This is a genomic window from Hansschlegelia quercus (assembly GCF_004310425.1).
Lineage (GTDB): Bacteria > Pseudomonadota > Alphaproteobacteria > Rhizobiales > Methylopilaceae > Methylopila > Methylopila quercus.
The window spans coordinates 121,623-138,333 of record NZ_SIUB01000003.1 but is presented as its reverse complement, the minus strand read 5'-3'; the positions used below and the strand labels follow the sequence as shown (position 1 = coordinate 138,333).

Here is a 16,711-nt window from a genome sequence, read left to right as displayed (position 1 = left end):
AACCGCCACGCGAAGATCAGCGCGCGAAGCGGGACGCTTCCGTCGCAATGGCGAGCAGCGCGCGTTCGGACGCGGCTTCGCCGATCGCTGCGGATTTACGGGCAAGCGCGATCGTGTCGGCGAGCCTCGCGGTCGCCTCCATCAGCCGCGCGCCGGTCCAGCGCGACAGCGCGCGCTCGACGGCGTCCTTGCGACGGAAATGGATCATGCCGCCGGCGCTCTCGACGACCGTGCGCGAGGAACGCCCGCTGTCCACGTCACCGCGCATCCGATGCAAGGTCAGCGCGTGCCGGAGCGCCGCCGCGACCACGACGGAGGCCGGCGTGCCGGATGTCCGCAGCGAACGGAGCGCCGAAGCCGCGTCTGCCGGCCGTCCGGCGAAGGCCGCGTCCACCGCCTCATCCATGCCGACCTCGCCAGCGTCGGCGATGACCGCCACAATATCGTCCGACGTGATCGTCCCCTGCCCCATGGCGTAGAGGCAGAGCTTCTTCACCTCCTCGCGCGCGGCCAGCCTATCGGCGGAGAGATGCGCGGAGAGCAGCGAGCGCGCGTCGGCCGAGATGGTGAGGCCGGCCGACCGCATCTCCTCGTCGATTAGCCTTTCACGCGCTCCCGCCTCGTCCGGGTAGCAGGGCAGCGCAGCCGCCCGCGGGCTCTTTTCGCAAAGCGCGCGCAAGGGCGCGTTCTTCTTGAGGTCGCCGGCTTCCAGAACCGTTAGAGATTCCGGCTGCGGGCCGGACAACAGCGCCTCGACCGCAGTGACGATCGGCCTGCCCCCGACGCGAACGCGGATCGCGCGCTTGCCGCCGAACAGCGCGATGGTCAGCGCCTCGTCCGCCAGTCGACCTGGATCGCCCGCGAGATCGTCGCCCTCGAGCCGCACCATGGCGAAAGGGTCGTCTGAGCCCGCGACTGCTTGGCTCGCAAGTTTGGCGGCGCGCTCGGCGACGAGGCCGGCGTCCGGCCCGTGCACCAATACCGCGTAGACGTCCGCGGGCGGGCGGGCGACGAAACCGTCGACGGCTGAGGCTTTGATCGCGACCATTTTTCGACCGTGCGGGGCCGACGCGAGAGCGTCAAGCGCAGCCCCGCACGGACAGTCGGCGTTCCCTGCGTGCTCGAGACGGCCGTCCGGACCTCCTCAGCATGAGGAAGGTTGGGAGATCCTAACGCTTAAACGCTCTTCATGCTGAGGAGCCGGCTAAAGCCGGCGTCTCGCAGCATGGCCGAGAGCGCTTCTGCTTGGGCTCCTAGAACCGAGGCGTAACGAGCGTCACGCCGCCTTCGACGCCTCCGCTTTACTGGCGGCATAAGCCTCGACAACGTCGTCCACCGTCCGAAGGCCGGCGCGCGGCGCATTGACCAGCACGGCCATGTTGCCCGGAGCGTGCTGGTTCTTCCACATCTTGGTGTGCGCGGCCGGGATGTCCTTGAAGGCGAACACTTCGGACATGCAGGGGTCGACGCGGCGGTCGATGACGAACTTGTTCGCAGCGGCGGCCTGCTTCAGGTGGGCGAAATGCGACCCCTGGATGCGCTTCTGCCGCATCCAGACGTAGCGGGCATCGAAGGTGATGTTGAAGCCGGTCGTGCCGGCGCAGAACACTACCATGCCGCCGCGTTTCACCACCAGGCACGAGACCGGGAATGTCGATTCTCCGGGATGCTCGAACACCATGTCGACATCGACGCCCTTGCCGGTGATTTCCCAGATCGCCTTGCCGAATGCGCGGGCCGACTTCACCCAGGTGTTGTATTCCGGCGAATTCACCTTGGGCATCTGGCCCCAGCAGTCGAAATCCTTACGGTTGATCACGCCCTTGGCGCCTAGGCCCATGACGTAGTCCCGCTTGGATTCGTCCGAGATGACGCCGATCGCGTTCGCGCCCGAGGCGGCGATGAGCTGCACGGCGAACACGCCGAGGCCACCGCTTGCGCCCCACACCAGCACGTTGTCGGAGGGTTTCAGGTGATGCGGCGCGTGGCCGAACAGCATGCGGTAGGCGGTCGCGAGCGTGAGCGTGTAGCAGGCGGCCTCTTCCCAGGTCAGGTGCTTCGGCCGCGGCATCAGCTGGCGGGACTGAGCCCGGCAGAACTGTGCGAACGACCCGTCGGGCGTCTCATAGCCCCAGATTCGCTGGGAGCTTGAGAACATCGGGTCGCCGCCGTTGCACTCCTCGTCGTCGCCATCGTCCTGATTGCAGTGGATGACGACCTCGTCGCCGACCTTCCAGCGCTTCACCTTGGCGCCGACCGCCCAGACGATTCCGGATGCGTCCGAGCCGCCGATGTGGATGTCCTGCTTGTGCACGTCGAGCGGGGAGATCGGCTCGCCGAGCGACGCCCAGACGTGATTGTAATTCACGCCCGCCGCCATGACGTAGACCAGCACATCGTCGTCCCCGAGCGGCCAGGTCGGCACCACCTCGAGCTCGTTGGCGCTCTCCGGCGGTCCATGCCGTTCCCTGCGCACGACCCAAGCATGCATCTTCGCCGGCACATGGCCGAGCGGGGGCATTTCGCCGAGGTCGTAAAGATCTTTCATTTCGGCGCTCTGGGTCATTGCGGGGCGCTTTCGTTCGGGATGACTGGTTTCGCCACGCAATATGCGGCCCTGGGAAAAGCCCGCAATGCGACCATGGCCGGGGGCGCCGCAGTGCGGCATGGCCTTCAAAGCCGCCGCGCGTTATCTCTGGAGGCCTCAGGCGGAACAGGCCGCCCTTCGCACGAGGCGCATATGGAACCCTTCGCAGGCTATGGCATCATCGCCGTTCTTCTCATCGGCGGCATCGCGGGCTGGCTCGCGGGCGTCATCGTCCGCGGCTTTGGCCTCGGCATCATCGGCAACATCGCAGTCGGCGTCATCGGCGCCTTTGTCGGCGCCTGGCTGCTCGCCAAGCTCGGCATCCATGTCGGCGACGGGCTTATAGGCACGCTTGTGGGCGCGACGATCGGCGCTGTCGTGCTGCTGATCATCATCGGCTTCTTCCGAAGAGTCTGAAGGGACTTCGCCGGCTAATCTCTTCGGCGTAGATCTAAGGGGCGCCAGCCGCGTAGGACATTCCATGGTTTCCCTGCGCTCCGTCATCAAAACCCGCGCCCTCGCAATGGTGGGCGCGGATAGACCGGCGAACGGCCCGCCTCCTCCGCGCCAGGACGATGGCCTGTTCGGCCCGCGCTCCGCGGCGTGGCGCGTTCACGGCGACCTCGCCACGATGATGATCGGCGGCGTCGGCGCCCTCCTCCTGCAGATGCTGCACCCCGCCGCGCTCGCTGGCGTCTGGGACCACAGCGACTTTCGGCACGACATGGCGGCCCGCCTCCGCCGCACTGCGCAATTCGTCGGAGGCGTAACCTACGGCTCGGTTGAACGGGCAACCGGGCTCATCGCGCGGGTTCGCACAATCCATGACGGCGTGACCGGCGAACTGCCCGACGGCGCGCCATACAGCGCAAACGATCCAAAACTCCTCGCCTTCGTGCATGTCGCGGAGGGGCTTTGCTTCCTCGACGCTTTCCGCCGCTATCGCGATCCGCTGATGAGCCGGGCCGAGCAGGACCGCTACTTTCGCGAGACGGCGGTGGTCGCGCGCATGCTCGGCTCGGACCCTGCGCCAGAAACACGGGCGGACGCAGTCGCCTTTCTGGAGGCGATCCGGCCGGAGCTCCGCGTCGATCATCGCACCCGCGAGGTCGCGCGGACCCTGCTGTCACAGAAGCCAGACAGCCCGGCGCTCGCGCCGCTGTTCGGCGTGATGTTCGACGCTGGCGCAGATCTGATGCCGGACTGGGCCGTTCGCATGCATGGCTTCCACTACCCACCGGCACGGAAGACAGCGATCCGCGCAAGCGCCCTCGGCGTGGTGGGCGTGATGCGCTGGGTCATGCGCGACAACTAAGAAGCGCCGTGCCCTGCTGTCGGGTCGACGAAGGAAGCAGGGCGCACACCGCCCGGCAAATACGAACTTATTCACCAAAAATGACCGAACGGTTCGGTCAATGCTTGCGCAAGCCCCGTTTTCGCAGTACCGATTGACCGAACGGTTCGGTCAGGTTCTGCGTCCGAACTGTCGTGGGAAACCCTCGGGCGATGCGGCGGACCTCTGGACCGCAGGCGATGGACGCAATGGCTCAGGCTCAGACCGATATGGCCGCAAGGCCCCGCCTTGTCGCCGAAGCGCGCCGCGAGGCTGAGGCGGAGGCGCCTGCGCGTCCGGCATCCGAGGCCGCCGCTGCGCCGGCCGCATCCGCGCCGCCGAAGAAAAGCTCGCGCCGCAGGATCCCGCTGCTCGTCGCGGCGGTGGCGGCGCTCGGATTCGGCGGCTGGTACGGCTATGACTGGTGGGTCGACGGCCGCTTCCTTGTGGAGACGGATGACGCTTATGTCGGCGCCGACATGGCGGTCATCGCGCCGAAGGTCTCCGGCTATGTCGCGACCGTCGCAGTCGCGCAGAACGCCGCGGTCAAGAAAGGCGATCTGCTGCTGACGCTCGACCGGGAGGATTATCGCCTCGCGGTCGAGGCTGCGGACGGCCGGATCGCGACGCAGCGCGCGGCGCTGACGCGCTTCGACAGCCAGCTGATCGCGTCCGACGCCCAGATCGCCCAGGCCCGTGCGCAAGGATCAAGCGCAGACGCCGAAAACGCCCGGGCGAACGCCGATTTCGACCGCGCGCAGCAGCTCATGAAATCGACCTTCGGCTCGCGGCAGGCGGCAGACCAGGCCCGCGCCGACCGCGACCGCGGGGCGGCTTCGGTCGCAAGCGCGAAGGCTGGTCTGGCGCTGGCCGAGGCCAACCGCGCGGTGCTCGCCGCCCAGAAGACCGAGGCCGAGCGCACGCTCGCCGAACTCGTCACCGCCCGCGCGCAGAAGCAGCGGGACCTCGACGCGACGGAAATCCGCGCGCCGTTCGACGGCGTCGTCGGCAACAAGGCCGTGCAGGAGGGCGACTATGTGACGCCCGCCAAGCGCCTGATGGCCGTCGCCCCGCTCGACCGCGTCTATGTCGACGCGAACTTCAAGGAAACCCAGCTCGCCGACATCCGGCCGGGCTCAAAGGTTCGCTTGGCCGTGGACGCCTACCCCGAGCATGACGCGACGGGCGTGGTCGACAGTTTGGCGCCCGCTTCCGGCGCGCAGTTCTCGCTGCTGCCGCCCGAAAACGCGACGGGCAACTTCACCAAGATCGTGCAGCGCGTGCCGGTTCGTATCCGGGTCGACCAGAAGGATGTGGCGAAGGGCCTGCTGCGCCCGGGCCTCTCCGTGGTCGCCTCCGTCGACACGCGCACCGCGCCGACGAATACGTCGGACGCCGCCTCCAAGCGGCGCTGACGTGACCCCGCGCCCGAGACGCGCGCGATGAGCGACGACGCCAATCCTCCAGGCGTCGTTGGAGCCGACGGACCATCCCGCGTCCCCACCGGGTCGTCGGCTCCGGGCTCATCGCGCGCTTCGGGCGCGGGGATTTCTCCGCCCTCCGAGCCTGTCGTCACGCCGCGAAGACTGATCGCGTTCTTCGCGCTGGTGTTCGGCATGTTCATGGCGATCCTGGACATCCAGATCGTCTCGTCCTCGATCGCCGAGATCCAGGCAGGGCTCTCCGCCAGCGCCGACGAGATCTCGTGGGTGCAGACGAGCTATCTGATCGCCGAGGTCGTGATGATCCCGCTGTCGGGCTTCCTCAGCCGGGCGCTCTCGACGCGCGTGCTGTTCTCGATCTCGGCCGCCGGCTTCACGATCGCGAGCGTGCTCTGCGCCACCGCGACGACGCTGCCGGAGATGATCGTCTACCGCGCGCTGCAGGGCTTCATCGGCGGCGGCATGATCCCGACCGCATTCGCCGCGGCCTACACCATTTTTCCCCGCCGCCATCAGCCCGCGATCATGGCGCTGGTCGGCCTCACCGTGACGCTCGCGCCGACCGTCGGCCCGACCGTCGGCGGCTATCTCACCGAGCTGCTCTCCTGGCACTGGCTGTTCCTGATCAACGTCGTGCCCGGCGCGGTCGCGACCCTGCTCGCATGGACGCTGGTCGACTTCGACGAGCCGGAGACCGGGCTGCTGAAGCAGCTCGACTATGTCGCGCTGATCGCGCTCGCCATTTTCCTCGGCGGCATGGAGTACGTGCTGGAGGACGGCGCGAAGGACGACTGGTTTCAGGACGAGACGATCCGCAACCTCGCGGTGCTCTCGCTGATCGGCGGCGCGGTATTCTTCTGGCGCTCCTTCACGGCGCGGACGCCGCTGGTCGACCTCCAGGTCTACCGCAACCGCAACTTCGCCGTCGGCTCGCTGCTCACCTTCATCATGGGCATCGGGCTCTACGGGATGACCTATCTCTACCCGGTCTTCCTCGGCCGGGTGCGCGGCTACGACAGCCTACAGATCGGCGAAACGGTGTTCGTCTCCGGCCTGTTCATGTTCATGACCGCGCCGGTCGTCGGCATCCTGTCGCGCAAGGTCGATCCCCGCTTTCTGATCGCCGCCGGCTTTTCCGGCTTCGCGCTGTCCTGCATCGATCTCACCTACATCACCAAGGACTGGGCGTTCTGGAACCTGTTCGTTCCCCAGGCGCTGCGCGGCTCCGCGCTGATGATGTGCATGGTGCCCATCAACGTCGTCTCGCTCGCCACGTTGCCGCCCCCAAAACTCAAGAACGCCAGCGGCCTGTTCAACCTGATGCGCAATCTCGGCGGCGCCTTCGGGCTCGCCTTCATCAACACCTTCCTGAACGACCGGCAGGACCTTCACATGCTGCGCCTGCGCGAGCACGTGACCTGGGGCCGGCAGGCCGCGGAGGAGCAGATGGCGTCGCTCGCGCAAGGCTTCTCGACGCGGCTCGGCTCGGATTCGGACCTTGTGGCGGTCAGGCAGCTTGCGAACATGGTGCGCCGGGAGGGGTTGGTGCTCGCCTTCGGCGACTTGTTCTGGGCCCTGACGATCCTGTTCTTCGCGATCGTCCTGCTGGTCCCGCTGGTGAAGCGGCCGGCCTCCGGAGCGGCCGCGCCTGCGGGGCACTGAGGAGCAGCTACAGCCTGTCGCGTAGCGCGTAATAGCTCATCACGGCGATCAACAGCGGCCTTTGCAGCCAGCGGCCGCCCGGGAAACTCGGCACGGGAAGGCGCGACAGCAGATCGAAGCGGTCAAGCTGGCCGGAACACGCCTCCGCCAGAATCTTGCCGAAGAGCGGGCCGAGCATGACGCCCTGGCCGGAATAGCCGGCCGCGACCAGCACATTCGGGCTGACCGCGCGTACGAAAGGAAGCCGCGTCGGCGTGATGCCGAGAACTCCGCCCCAGGCATGCTCGAGCTCGACGTCGGCGAGCTGCGGGAACACCTTCAGCATATGCGGCCGCACGATCGGCGCGATGTCCCTGGGCAGCGTCGTCGAATAGGTCTCGCCGCCGCCGAATAGCAGCCGCCCGTCCGGCGTCGGGCGGTAGTAATAGACGACATAGCGGCTGTCGGAGACCGCGGCCTGGGAGGTCAGGGCCTCCTGCAGCCGGTCGCCGAGCGGCACGGTGGTCGCGATGTGGTTCGCGATCGGCGCGACATGCGCCTCCACCGCAGGCTCGACGCCCTCCAGCAGTCCGTCCGTGCAGATCAGCACCGTGTCCGCCGAGACCGAGCCTTCCGCGGTAAACAGCTGCGGCCGACCGCCATGGCGGATGCGCCTCACTTTGGCGCCCTCGTAGATCTTGGCGCCGGCGCCTTCAGCCGCTTGGGCGAGGCCGTAGACCAGCGCGAGCGGATCGAGATGGCCTCCGCCATGATCGATCGAGCCGCCGTGATAGCTGTCCGATCTCACCAGCTCGTAGAGCTGCTCGCGGTCGAGCGGCTCGACCTCCTCGTACCCGTAATCCTCGGCTAGCCGCCGGGCGTAGGCATGCGTCTCAGCGACGTAAGACGGCTTGTGATCGGCGTGGATCAGACCCGGCGTCCAAGCGCAATCGATCCCGCGCCGGCCGATCAGGTCGTGAAGCAGGAGGCGCTTGGCCTCCTCCGCGAGCGCCCAGAGCCGTCTTGCGTCGTCGCGGCCGGCCATCCGTTCGAGCTCGTCCTGCTCGCGCCGCTGGCCGGTGTGAACCTGTCCGCCGTTGCGCCCCGAGGCGCCCCAGCCGACGCGCGCCTGCTCCAGCACCACGACGCGCTTGCCGCCTTCGGCGAGATGCAGCGCCGCCGACAGCCCGGTGAACCCCGCTCCCACGATCGCCACGTCGACGCGCAGGTCGCCTCGCAGCGGCTCACGGGGAGCCTGCGCGGGGTTTGCGGCGGCGTAATAAGAGGGGGCGTCGAGGAAGGTCATCGAGGCCGAACAATCGGCTGGACCGGCACGGAAGGGCAAGGGGGAGCGGTCGCGCGAGATGCGCGCTTCGCCTCCCTACTCCGCCGCAACCATCTCCGGCACCACGAAATAATCCCGCCAGACCGGCTCCTTCAGCGTCGCGACGAAGGCCAGATGCGCGGCGATGTCGTTGGGCGTCAGGCGCGGGGCGAGCGGCGTGGGGCGGCGCGCGGCAGTGCGGCCGCCGCCGGCCACGCGGTCGGCGAGGTGGCTGAGACCGAGCGTCGCCTGACGGCCGCCGAGGAGTTCGAGATAGACCTCGGCCAGGATTTCGCTGTCGAGCAATGCGCCGTGCTTGGTGCGGCGGGAATTGTCGATGCCGTAGCGCTGGCAGAGCGCGTCGAGCGAGTTGGAGCCGCCGGGGTTCTTCCGCCGCGCCAGCATCAGCGTGTCGATCACGCGCTCCGAGCCGATCGCCTCCCGCCCGCAGCGCGACAGCTCGGCGTTCAGGAAGCCCATGTCGAAGGCCGCGTTGTGAATGACGAGCGAGCCTTCCTTGATGAAGTCCAGGAACTCGTCGACCACGTCGGCGAACAGCGGCTTGTCGGAGAGAAACTCGCGGGACAGGCCGTGGACGCGGAACGCGTCGTCGGGCATGTCCCGTTCGGGGTTGAGATAGACGTGATAGCTGTTCCCGGTCGCGATCCGGTTCAGCAGCTCGACGCAGCCGATCTCGACCACGCGGTCGCCGGTCAGGGCGTCAAGGCCGGTCGTCTCCGTATCGAGCACGATCTCGCGCATCAGGCGGCCCCGAAATCTTTCAGCGCCGCGCGGACCTGCGCGCGGGCGTCCTCGACGCCGCGCGAGGTGTCGATGACGACACCGGCGCGAGCGCGCTTCTCGGCGTCCGGAAGCTGGCGCTCAAGAATGCGCGCAAAGATCTCTTCCGTCATGCCCGGTCTCTCCATCACCCGGCGGCGCTGCTCGTCCGCGCCGGCGCTGACCACCACGACCCGGTCGAAGTCCTTCGCGCGCCCGGTCTCAAACAGCAGCGGAATGTCCGCCACGGCGATTGTCGCCCCGGAAGCGCGCGCTTCGTCGAGAAACGCCCGCTCCGCCGCCCGCACCAGAGGATGGACGATGTTTTCGAGCTTTTCGAGCGCCTTGGCGTCGCCCAGCACCCTCGTCCCCAGCTCCTTCCGATCGACCGCGCCCTCGCGCGTCGTTCCGGGGAAAGCGGCCTCGATCAAAGGCACAGCCGCGCCAGCGTAGAGCGCGTGGACGGCGGCGTCGGAATCATGCACCGCAGCCCCTTCCTCCGCGAACAGCCGGGCCGTTGTCGACTTGCCCATGCCGATGGAGCCAGTGAGGCCTATCAGGAGCATGAGGCCCTACGATCCACCCTCTAGGTCCTTTACCACCAGAGCCCTGAGTTCCTCCGTCACCTCCGGCCGAACGCCGAACCAGCGCTCGAAGCCGGGAACCGCCTGGTGCAGCAGCATGCCGAGGCCGTCGACGACGATGTTCCCGCGGGCGCGGGCGCGGGCCAGCAGTTCGGTCTCCAGCGGCGCGTAGACGAGATCGGTCACGACCGCCGAGCGGGCGAGCGAGCTCAGATCGACGTAGAGCCGCCCCTTGCCGGCCATCCCCAGCGAGGTGGCGTTGACCAGCAGGCCGGCCTCCGAGAGCAGCTCCGGCGCTTCGTCCGGTCCGTAGGCTTCCCCGGCGCTTCCGGCGAGCCTGGCGACGGCGGCGGCGCGCGTGACCGTGCGGTTCACCACGGCCACCCGCGAAAACCCCCGAGAACGGAGCGCGTGCACGACCGCCCGCGCAGCGCCGCCAGCGCCGAGCACTACCGCGAGCTGTCGCCTGCCTTCCCATCCCGGAGCAGCCTGGTCCAGATTGGCGAGGAAGCCAAAACCGTCGGTATTCGCGCCCTTGAGCCTCCCGTCGTCTAGCCACAGCGTGTTGGCGGCGCCCATCGCCGACGCCGCCTCGTCGGCTTCGTCGAGAAGCGCGAAGGCGGCCTCCTTATGCGGCACGGTGACGTTGCCGCCGACGAAGCCGTTCTCCGCCAGGTCTTGGACGAAGGTTTCGAAGTCCTCGGCGGGCAGCTGCACGCGCTCGTAGGACCCGTCGATCCCATGCTGGCGAAGCCAGTGACCGTGGATCAGCGGCGAGCGCGATTGCGCGACCGGGAACCCCATGACGCAGGCGCGGCGCGCGGTCACGAAGCCAGCGCCCCGATCCCGCGCAGCGCTTCGAGGACGATGAGAAGCGGCAGTCCGAACACGGTGCGGTCGTCTCCGTCGACGCGCTCGAAAAGATGCGCGCCCAGTCCCTCATACTGATAGCCGCCGACGCTCGAAAGCGGCGCGTCGCCGGCTTCCTGCAGATAAAGCGCAATGAAGTCGGCCGAAAGCGGGCGCATGGTCAGACGCGCGTCCGCGAAGCCGCTCCAGAGCAGCAGGCCGTCTCGAGCGAGCGCCGAGCCAGAGACAAGGCGGTGGGTGCGGCCGGAAAGGCGCTCGAGCTGAGCGCGCGCAGCGTCCCGATCGACGGGCTTGGTGAAGCGCTCGCCATCGAGATCGAGGGTCTGGTCGCATCCGAGCACCAGCCTGCCGGGCATGCGGTCCGACACGGCGAGCGCCTTGGCCTGCGACAGCGAGACTGCGACCGCGGCGGGTGTCGCCGCCCCGGACGAGACTTCGACGGCGCGCTCGTCGACGCCCGAGCCGACCGCCTCGGCCGGGAGCCCGGCTTCCGCGAGAACCCTCAGACGGATCGCGCTCGTCGAAGCGAGGACGAGCGGCATATGGAACCGCCAGAACCCGATCATTCCCGCTCCGCCGTCCGTCCGGCGCGGTGTTCGACGAGCATCGCCATGATCGCCGCCGCCGTCTCCTCGATCGAACGGCGGGTGACGTCGATGGTCGGCCAGCCATGTCGGGCGCAGAAGCGACGGGACGCCATGATCTCGGACGCGACGGAGCCTGGATCGACGTAGTTGCTCTCCTGCAGCCGGCCCGCCTTGTCGCCTTCGAGGCCGAGCAGCCTGTTGTGGCGGATCGCGACGATGCGCTCGGGCGAGGCGACGAGGCCGACGATCAGCGGGCCTTTCAGCGTCTCCAGTCCATGCGGCGGCGGAAGATCGGGGACGAGCGGGATGTTCGCAGTCTTGACGCCGCGGTTGGCGAGATAGATCGAGGTCGGCGTCTTCGAGGTGCGGCTGACGCCGAGCAGGATGACGTCGGCCTCCGCGAGATAGCGGCCCTGGCTGTCCTGCCCGTCGTCATGCGCCATCGTGTAATTCAGCGCGTCGATGCGCCTGAAATACTCCGCGTCGAGCTGGTGCTGGGCGCCCGGCATGTTGGCCTGCTCAGCGCCGAGATAGGAGCGCAGCAGCTGGAACACCGGGGCGAGCACGGAGAGGCAGGGGCAGCCGAGATCCCGGCAGCGCGCCTCCAGCGTCTCGATCAGAGTCTCCTCCACCAGCGTGTAGAGCACGATGCCTGGTTCGGCCTCGATCTCCTTCAGCACGCGTTCGAGCTGGCGAGCCGAGCGCACCAGCGGATGGACGTGATCGACGCTCGAGATCCCCGCATACTGCGAGGCCGCCGCGCGAGCGACCGCGACCAGCGTCTCGCCGGTGGAGTCGGAGACCAGATGGACATGGAACGAAGGAGGCGTCTCGATCATTTCGGACACGCACAGCCTGTCGACGCAGCGGTGGATGACTGGGGATGAAAACGCCCGTTGGCGCCCGGTCGGGACCGGCTGGCGCCGAACGCCCGAATTCCATCAACACCGGTCACGATCGCTGTCGTCGACGCGGCCAAATCCGCCCAATCCGTTAACAACTCGTAAACGCCCTCTTAACGCAGCGTTAACCCGCTTGGTTGATTCCGGGTTAACGCCGGTCTCGCTGTGGACGCCTTGTGGACGACCTATAACGGTTGTAATCCGCCCCCCTAATAAAAGCAGTAGAAGACTCAATCTCTAAGAGTCTGGGAAAGGAGACCGGGTGAGCGGTCCTGTGGCTGAACGGCTCGCCGAGCCTTCGACGCGAGAGGCTTCGCGCTTCCTGAAGGCGCTCTCCGGAGAGACCCAGAAGACGCCTCCGGTCTGGCTGATGCGGCAGGCGGGCCGCTATCTCCCGGAATATCGGGAGCTTCGGGCCAGGGCCGGCGGCTTCCTCGACCTCTGCTACACGCCCGATTTCGCGACCGAGGTCACGCTCCAGCCGATCCGCCGCTTCGATCTCGACGCGGCGATCCTGTTCTCCGACATCCTGGTCGTGCCCCATGCGCTCGGCCAGAACGTTCGCTTCGTCGAAGGCGAAGGGCCGCGGCTCGATCCGGTGACGTCGCTCGGCGAGTTCAAGAGGCTTCGCGAGACGATCGATCTTGCGATGCTCTCGCCGGTCTACGAGACTGTCTCCCGCGTGCGCTCCGAGCTCTCGCAGAATAAGGCGCTGATCGGGTTCTGCGGCGCGCCTTACACGGTTGCGACCTATATGGTCGCCGGACGCGGCGGCGACGAGCAAGCCCCGGCGCGGCTGCTCGCCTATCGCGAGCCAGAAACGTTCCAGGCGCTGATGGACATGCTGGTGGAAGCCTCCGCCGCGCATCTCGTCGCGCAGCTCAAGGCTGGCGCGGACGCCGTGCAGATCTTCGACAGCTGGAGCGGCGACCTGCCGCCGTCGGAGTTCGAGCGTTGGTCGACTGCGCCGATCAAGGCGCTTTGCGACAAGGTGCGGGCTGAGGTTCCTGACGCGAAGATCATCGCCTTCGCTCGCGGCGCCGGGACCAAGCTCGGGGCCTTCGCCCGCGCCATCCCGGCGCAGGGTTTTGGAATCGGCACATCGGAGGATCCTGCGGCCGCACGCGCGGCGGTTCCCTCCCACATCGCCCTCCAGGGGGCCGTGGACCCGATTGCACTGGTCGCCGGGGGTCCCGCGCTTGATCGAGCCGTCGACGCAGTCCTGGACGCCCTGAGCGGGTTTCCGCTGATCCTCAATCTCGGCCATGGCGTGCGCCAGCAGACGCCGCCGGAGCATGTCGCTCAGCTTGTCGCGCGGGTCCGCAGCGCGGGCTGAGGCGGCGTGCCCGAGCTTCCCGAGGTCGAGACCGTCCGGCGGGGCCTTGCGCCGGTCATGGAAGGGCGGCGGATCGAGCAGGTTGAAGCCCGCCGCCCGGATCTGCGCTTTCCTTTTCCCGAGCGTTTCGCGGAACGCTTGACCGGTCGCACCGTCGTCTCGCTCGGACGCCGGGCGAAATATCTGTTGGCCGATCTTGACGACGGCGAGACGCTGGTGATGCATCTCGGCATGTCCGGCTCGTTCCGGGTCGATCTCGGCGATGAGGCAGCGACGCCGGGCGCCTTCCACCATCCGCGCTCGAAAGCCGCCGCGCACGATCACGTCGAGTTCCGCATGTCCGGCGGCGCGGTGATCACGTACAACGACCCACGGCGCTTCGGCTTCATGCTGCTTGCGCCACGCGCCACGCTCATGGCGCATCCTCTGTTCAGCCGCATGGGCATAGAGCCGCTCGGCAATGAACTCGACGGCGCCCTGCTGGCGAAACTGTTCCGAAACAAGCAGACGAGCCTGAAGGCCGCGCTGCTCGACCAGCGGCTGATCGCCGGCCTCGGCAACATCTATGTGTGCGAGGCGCTCCACCGTTCGCGCCTGTCGCCGAAGCGGCTGGCTGGCACAATCGCCAAGGCGAATGGCGGCCCCAGGCCAAAGGCCGGTGACCTCGCAGTCGCGATCCGCAACGTTCTGGAGGACGCGATCGCAGCAGGCGGCTCGACGCTGCGCGACTTCTCCCACGCCGACGGCGAGCTCGGCTATTTCCAGCATTCCTTCCGGGTCTACGATCGCGAAGACGAGCCTTGCCTGACGCCGGGCTGCCGGGGGATCGTGAAGCGGATCGTGCAGACGGGGCGGTCGACGTTCTTCTGCCCGGTCTGCCAGAAGTGACGTTCGCAGAAGGTCGTCGTCCCGCACCGGCCCTCAGCCGATCCGGGATCGTCATCCGGATAAAGCGCCTTATGCTGTGAACGATCCCGGCTCTGCGGCCGGGATGACGTTCTCTACGATCGAGGCCGCATGACCGCTCCTTACGAAACCCTCGTCGTCGAAACTCGTGAGACTGTCGGCCTCATCACGCTCAATCGCCCCAAGGCGCTGAACGCCTTGAACGCGGCGCTTATCCGCGAACTCGGCGAGGCCCTGGAGGCTTTCGAGTTTGACGAGGTGGTCGGGGCGGTGGTGATCACGGGCGCCGAAAAGGCGTTCGCGGCGGGCGCAGACATCCGGGAGATGGCGGACAAGAGCTTCGCCGACGTCTATCTCGCCGACCTCGGCGGCGCGTGGAGGCGCGTCGTCGGCTGCCGCAAGCCGCGGATCGCGGCGGTGTCGGGCTATGCGCTCGGCGGCGGGTCGGAACTCGCCCAGATGTGCGACCTGGTGTTCGCGAGCCCGACCGCGAAGTTCGGTCAGCCCGAGATCACGCTCGGCATCATTCCGGGCTTCGGCGGCACGCAGCGGCTGACCCGCGCAGTCGGCAAGGCGAAGGCCATGGACCTGATCCTGACCGGCCGGATGATGGACGCGGAAGAGGCGGAGCGCGCAGGGCTGGTGTCGCGGATCGTCCCGGCGGAGACGCTGCTCGACGAGGCGCTGGAGGCTGGGGCGAAGATCGCCTCGTTCTCCCGCGCGGCGGTGCTTGCCGCCAAGGAGGCGGTCGACGTTGCGGCGGAAGTCGGCCTGTCGGAAGGCGTGCGGTTCGAGCGTCGGATGTTCCAGGCGATGTTCGCGACGGACGACCAGACCGAAGGGATGGCCGCTTTCGTCGAGAAGCGGAAGCCGGCGTTCAAGAACCGCTGAGGCTTACCGCGTCACGGGCGCGTTCGGCAGTTCGTCCCCCACGCCCCTCGTGGGGGGGAGGACGTCGGCGAGAGCCTCGCCGCATCGCTGAACCGCACGAACGACGCCGTCGGCTAGATGCCCGGCTTTGGCGGCCCCGACGATCGCCTCCACCAGTTCGTCCCAGGTCTCCGGCGCGACCGCGGCGTGGACCCCCTCGTCGGCGATCACCTCGACGTGACGTTCGGCAAGCGCGACGTGGATCAATACGCCGGTGCGCTCGCGGGTGCGGGCGAGGCCGAGTTCGTCGAACGCCTTCTGCGCAGCCCGGCGGGCGGCGGAGCCCGGCAGGCGCGTCAGGCCGAGAACCGACCGGGCCCGCGACGAAGCGGCGACCGTCGCCAGCATTGCGAAAAGCGCGAACTGGACGGCGACCACCATCGTTTCGGTCAGCCCGAGGAAGTCGAGGGGCGCCGCTGACGCGATCGCGATCAGGCCGGCGGCGACAAGGGCGACCGTAGCGTCGAACTCCTCGCAGGAATCGGTTTCGATCGCGACGACGATCTCGGCTGCGGTGCGCGTCTCGGCGAGGCGCACGGCGTCTGCGATCCGGTCACGTTCGAGGTCGGTGAGAGGCTCGCGCGTCACCATCCGCCCGACGCTCCGCCGCCGCCGGACGAGCCGCCCCCGCCCCCGCCGAAGCCGCCTCCTCCGCCGAAACCTCCTCCGAAGCCGCCGCCTCCTCCGCCCCAGCCGGGCCCGCCGACGATCCATGGGCTCGCCCGCCCGCGCCCGCCGCGTCCGCCCTGACGGAACGCTCGGATAAAAATGAAGACGAAGATCAGGCAGAAGACGATCAGGAAGATCTTGGTCTCGAGCGGCATTTCGTCGTCCGCCGTCTCGGCGGCTCGCGCCTTGTAGTCGTCAGCCTGCCCGGAGAAGACCGCGATCGCGTCGTCGACGCCGCGGTTGATCCCGCCTGTAATGTCGCCGGCCTTGAAGCGCGGCAGGACAGCGTTGCGGATGATGAAGCCGGAGACCAAGTCCGTCAGGTCGCCCTCGAGCCCGTAGCCGACCTCGATGCGGACCTTGCGCTCGTTGGGCGCGACCAGCAGCAGCACGCCGTCATTGCGCTTGGCGTCGCCCAGCTTCCACGCGCGAAACAGCTGGTTGCCGAAATCCTCGACGCTCGTTCCCTGCAGCGACGGAACGGTCGCGACGGCGAACTGGTGACCGCTGCGGTCCTGGAAGCCTTTGAGCTTGGCGACGAGGGCCTGCTCGGCGTCGTCCGGAAGGACGTTGGCTTCGTCGACGACGGTGTTCGAGAAGGCGGGAAATGTGAGCTCCGCGCGGGCGGGGAGGCTCATAGCCGCGAGCAGCGCGAAGACGGCCGCCAGAAGTTTCGCGATGGGGCGGCGGGCGCTCATGGGCGCATTCCGAACATGGCGAAGGCTGCGGGGCAAGACGGCTGCCCAGGATCCGTCATCCCGGACGCGCGTCAGCGCGATCCGGGATCGTAGGCGGAGTGAAGCGATCGATCCTGAGGAAC

General features: G+C 68.0%; 17 protein-coding genes. 7 read left to right on the top strand and 10 right to left on the bottom strand.

The genetic code is table 11. The annotated features are described in order from the left end of the window. Window positions 1-16: 16 nt before the first annotated feature. Window positions 17-1,048: a DNA polymerase III subunit delta gene (gene holA / locus EYR15_RS07620; RefSeq protein ID WP_131002690.1), complete on the bottom strand. Its 1,032-nt coding sequence runs from the start codon at window positions 1,046-1,048 to the stop codon at window positions 17-19. Between the two features lie 228 nt (window positions 1,049-1,276). After that, window positions 1,277-2,548 carry a crotonyl-CoA carboxylase/reductase gene (ccrA, locus tag EYR15_RS07615; protein WP_245498204.1) on the bottom strand — a complete coding sequence of 424 codons (1,272 nt, stop codon included), beginning with the start codon at window positions 2,546-2,548 and terminating at the stop codon, window positions 1,277-1,279. Window positions 2,549-2,740: 192 nt separating this feature from the next. On the opposite strand from ccrA, the gene EYR15_RS07610 reads away from it, so the two are divergent. From EYR15_RS07610 to EYR15_RS07595, 4 genes are all read left to right on the top strand, one after another. Continuing rightward, complete coding sequence (locus EYR15_RS07610; RefSeq protein WP_131002686.1) at window positions 2,741-3,004, top strand: GlsB/YeaQ/YmgE family stress response membrane protein; 264 nt, start codon at window positions 2,741-2,743, stop codon at window positions 3,002-3,004. 64 nt (window positions 3,005-3,068) lie between these two features. Continuing rightward, a complete protein-coding gene (locus tag EYR15_RS07605; protein WP_131002684.1) occupies window positions 3,069-3,902 on the top strand; it encodes an oxygenase MpaB family protein in 834 nt (277 codons plus the stop codon). Window positions 3,903-4,129: 227 nt separating this feature from the next. Further along, window positions 4,130-5,335, top strand: a complete 1,206-nt coding sequence (locus EYR15_RS07600; RefSeq protein WP_131002682.1) for an HlyD family secretion protein — start codon at window positions 4,130-4,132, stop codon at window positions 5,333-5,335. Window positions 5,336-5,362: 27 nt separating this feature from the next. Continuing rightward, a complete protein-coding gene (locus EYR15_RS07595) occupies window positions 5,363-7,024 on the top strand; it encodes a DHA2 family efflux MFS transporter permease subunit (protein ID WP_131002680.1) in 1,662 nt (553 codons plus the stop codon). Between the two features lie 7 nt (window positions 7,025-7,031). Here the strand turns inward: EYR15_RS07595 and EYR15_RS07590 are convergent, their stop codons facing one another. From EYR15_RS07590 to EYR15_RS07565, 6 genes are all read right to left on the bottom strand, one after another. Beyond that, window positions 7,032-8,309 (bottom strand): NAD(P)/FAD-dependent oxidoreductase, encoded by a 1,278-nt coding sequence (locus tag EYR15_RS07590; RefSeq protein WP_131002678.1) that lies wholly within the window; start codon window positions 8,307-8,309, stop codon window positions 7,032-7,034. Window positions 8,310-8,384: 75 nt separating this feature from the next. Continuing rightward, window positions 8,385-9,089, bottom strand: a complete 705-nt coding sequence (gene dnaQ, locus EYR15_RS07585; RefSeq protein WP_131002676.1) for a DNA polymerase III subunit epsilon — start codon at window positions 9,087-9,089, stop codon at window positions 8,385-8,387. Further along, window positions 9,089-9,673 (bottom strand): dephospho-CoA kinase, encoded by a 585-nt coding sequence (gene coaE, locus EYR15_RS07580; RefSeq protein WP_131002674.1) that lies wholly within the window; start codon window positions 9,671-9,673, stop codon window positions 9,089-9,091. The genes dnaQ and coaE overlap by 1 nt, the downstream gene beginning before the upstream one ends. Before the next feature lie 6 nt (window positions 9,674-9,679). Next, window positions 9,680-10,519, bottom strand: coding sequence for a shikimate dehydrogenase (locus EYR15_RS07575; RefSeq protein ID WP_131002672.1), 840 nt, complete (start codon window positions 10,517-10,519; stop codon window positions 9,680-9,682). Further along, the gene (locus EYR15_RS07570; RefSeq protein ID WP_131002670.1) at window positions 10,516-11,127 is read right to left on the bottom strand and encodes a Maf family protein; all 612 of its coding nucleotides are present in this window, start codon (window positions 11,125-11,127) and stop codon (window positions 10,516-10,518) included. The genes EYR15_RS07575 and EYR15_RS07570 overlap by 4 nt, the downstream gene beginning before the upstream one ends. Then, the gene (locus EYR15_RS07565) at window positions 11,124-11,987 is read right to left on the bottom strand and encodes a pyruvate, water dikinase regulatory protein (RefSeq protein ID WP_131003274.1); all 864 of its coding nucleotides are present in this window, start codon (window positions 11,985-11,987) and stop codon (window positions 11,124-11,126) included. Before EYR15_RS07565 ends, EYR15_RS07570 begins: the two co-directional genes overlap by 4 nt. A gap of 325 nt (window positions 11,988-12,312) precedes the next feature. Here EYR15_RS07565 and hemE point away from each other — a divergent pair, with 325 nt between their 5' ends. The 3 genes from hemE (at window position 12,313) to EYR15_RS07550 (ending at window position 15,183) form a co-directional block, all read left to right on the top strand. Next, complete coding sequence (hemE, locus tag EYR15_RS07560; protein ID WP_280987206.1) at window positions 12,313-13,386, top strand: uroporphyrinogen decarboxylase; 1,074 nt, start codon at window positions 12,313-12,315, stop codon at window positions 13,384-13,386. A 6-nt stretch (window positions 13,387-13,392) separates the two neighbouring features. Next, window positions 13,393-14,274 (top strand): bifunctional DNA-formamidopyrimidine glycosylase/DNA-(apurinic or apyrimidinic site) lyase, encoded by an 882-nt coding sequence (mutM, locus tag EYR15_RS07555; RefSeq protein ID WP_131002668.1) that lies wholly within the window; start codon window positions 13,393-13,395, stop codon window positions 14,272-14,274. A gap of 129 nt (window positions 14,275-14,403) precedes the next feature. Beyond that, complete coding sequence (locus tag EYR15_RS07550) at window positions 14,404-15,183, top strand: enoyl-CoA hydratase (protein ID WP_131002666.1); 780 nt, start codon at window positions 14,404-14,406, stop codon at window positions 15,181-15,183. A gap of 3 nt (window positions 15,184-15,186) precedes the next feature. Here the strand turns inward: EYR15_RS07550 and EYR15_RS07545 are convergent, their stop codons facing one another. Together EYR15_RS07545 and EYR15_RS07540 are read right to left on the bottom strand one after the other, a co-directional pair. After that, on the bottom strand, window positions 15,187-15,813 hold the full coding sequence (locus EYR15_RS07545) for a TPM domain-containing protein (protein ID WP_131002664.1): 627 nt from the start codon (window positions 15,811-15,813) through the stop codon (window positions 15,187-15,189). After that, the gene (locus EYR15_RS07540) at window positions 15,807-16,589 is read right to left on the bottom strand and encodes a TPM domain-containing protein (RefSeq protein WP_131002662.1); all 783 of its coding nucleotides are present in this window, start codon (window positions 16,587-16,589) and stop codon (window positions 15,807-15,809) included. Before EYR15_RS07540 ends, EYR15_RS07545 begins: the two co-directional genes overlap by 7 nt. Between the last annotated feature and the right edge of the window lie 122 nt (window positions 16,590-16,711).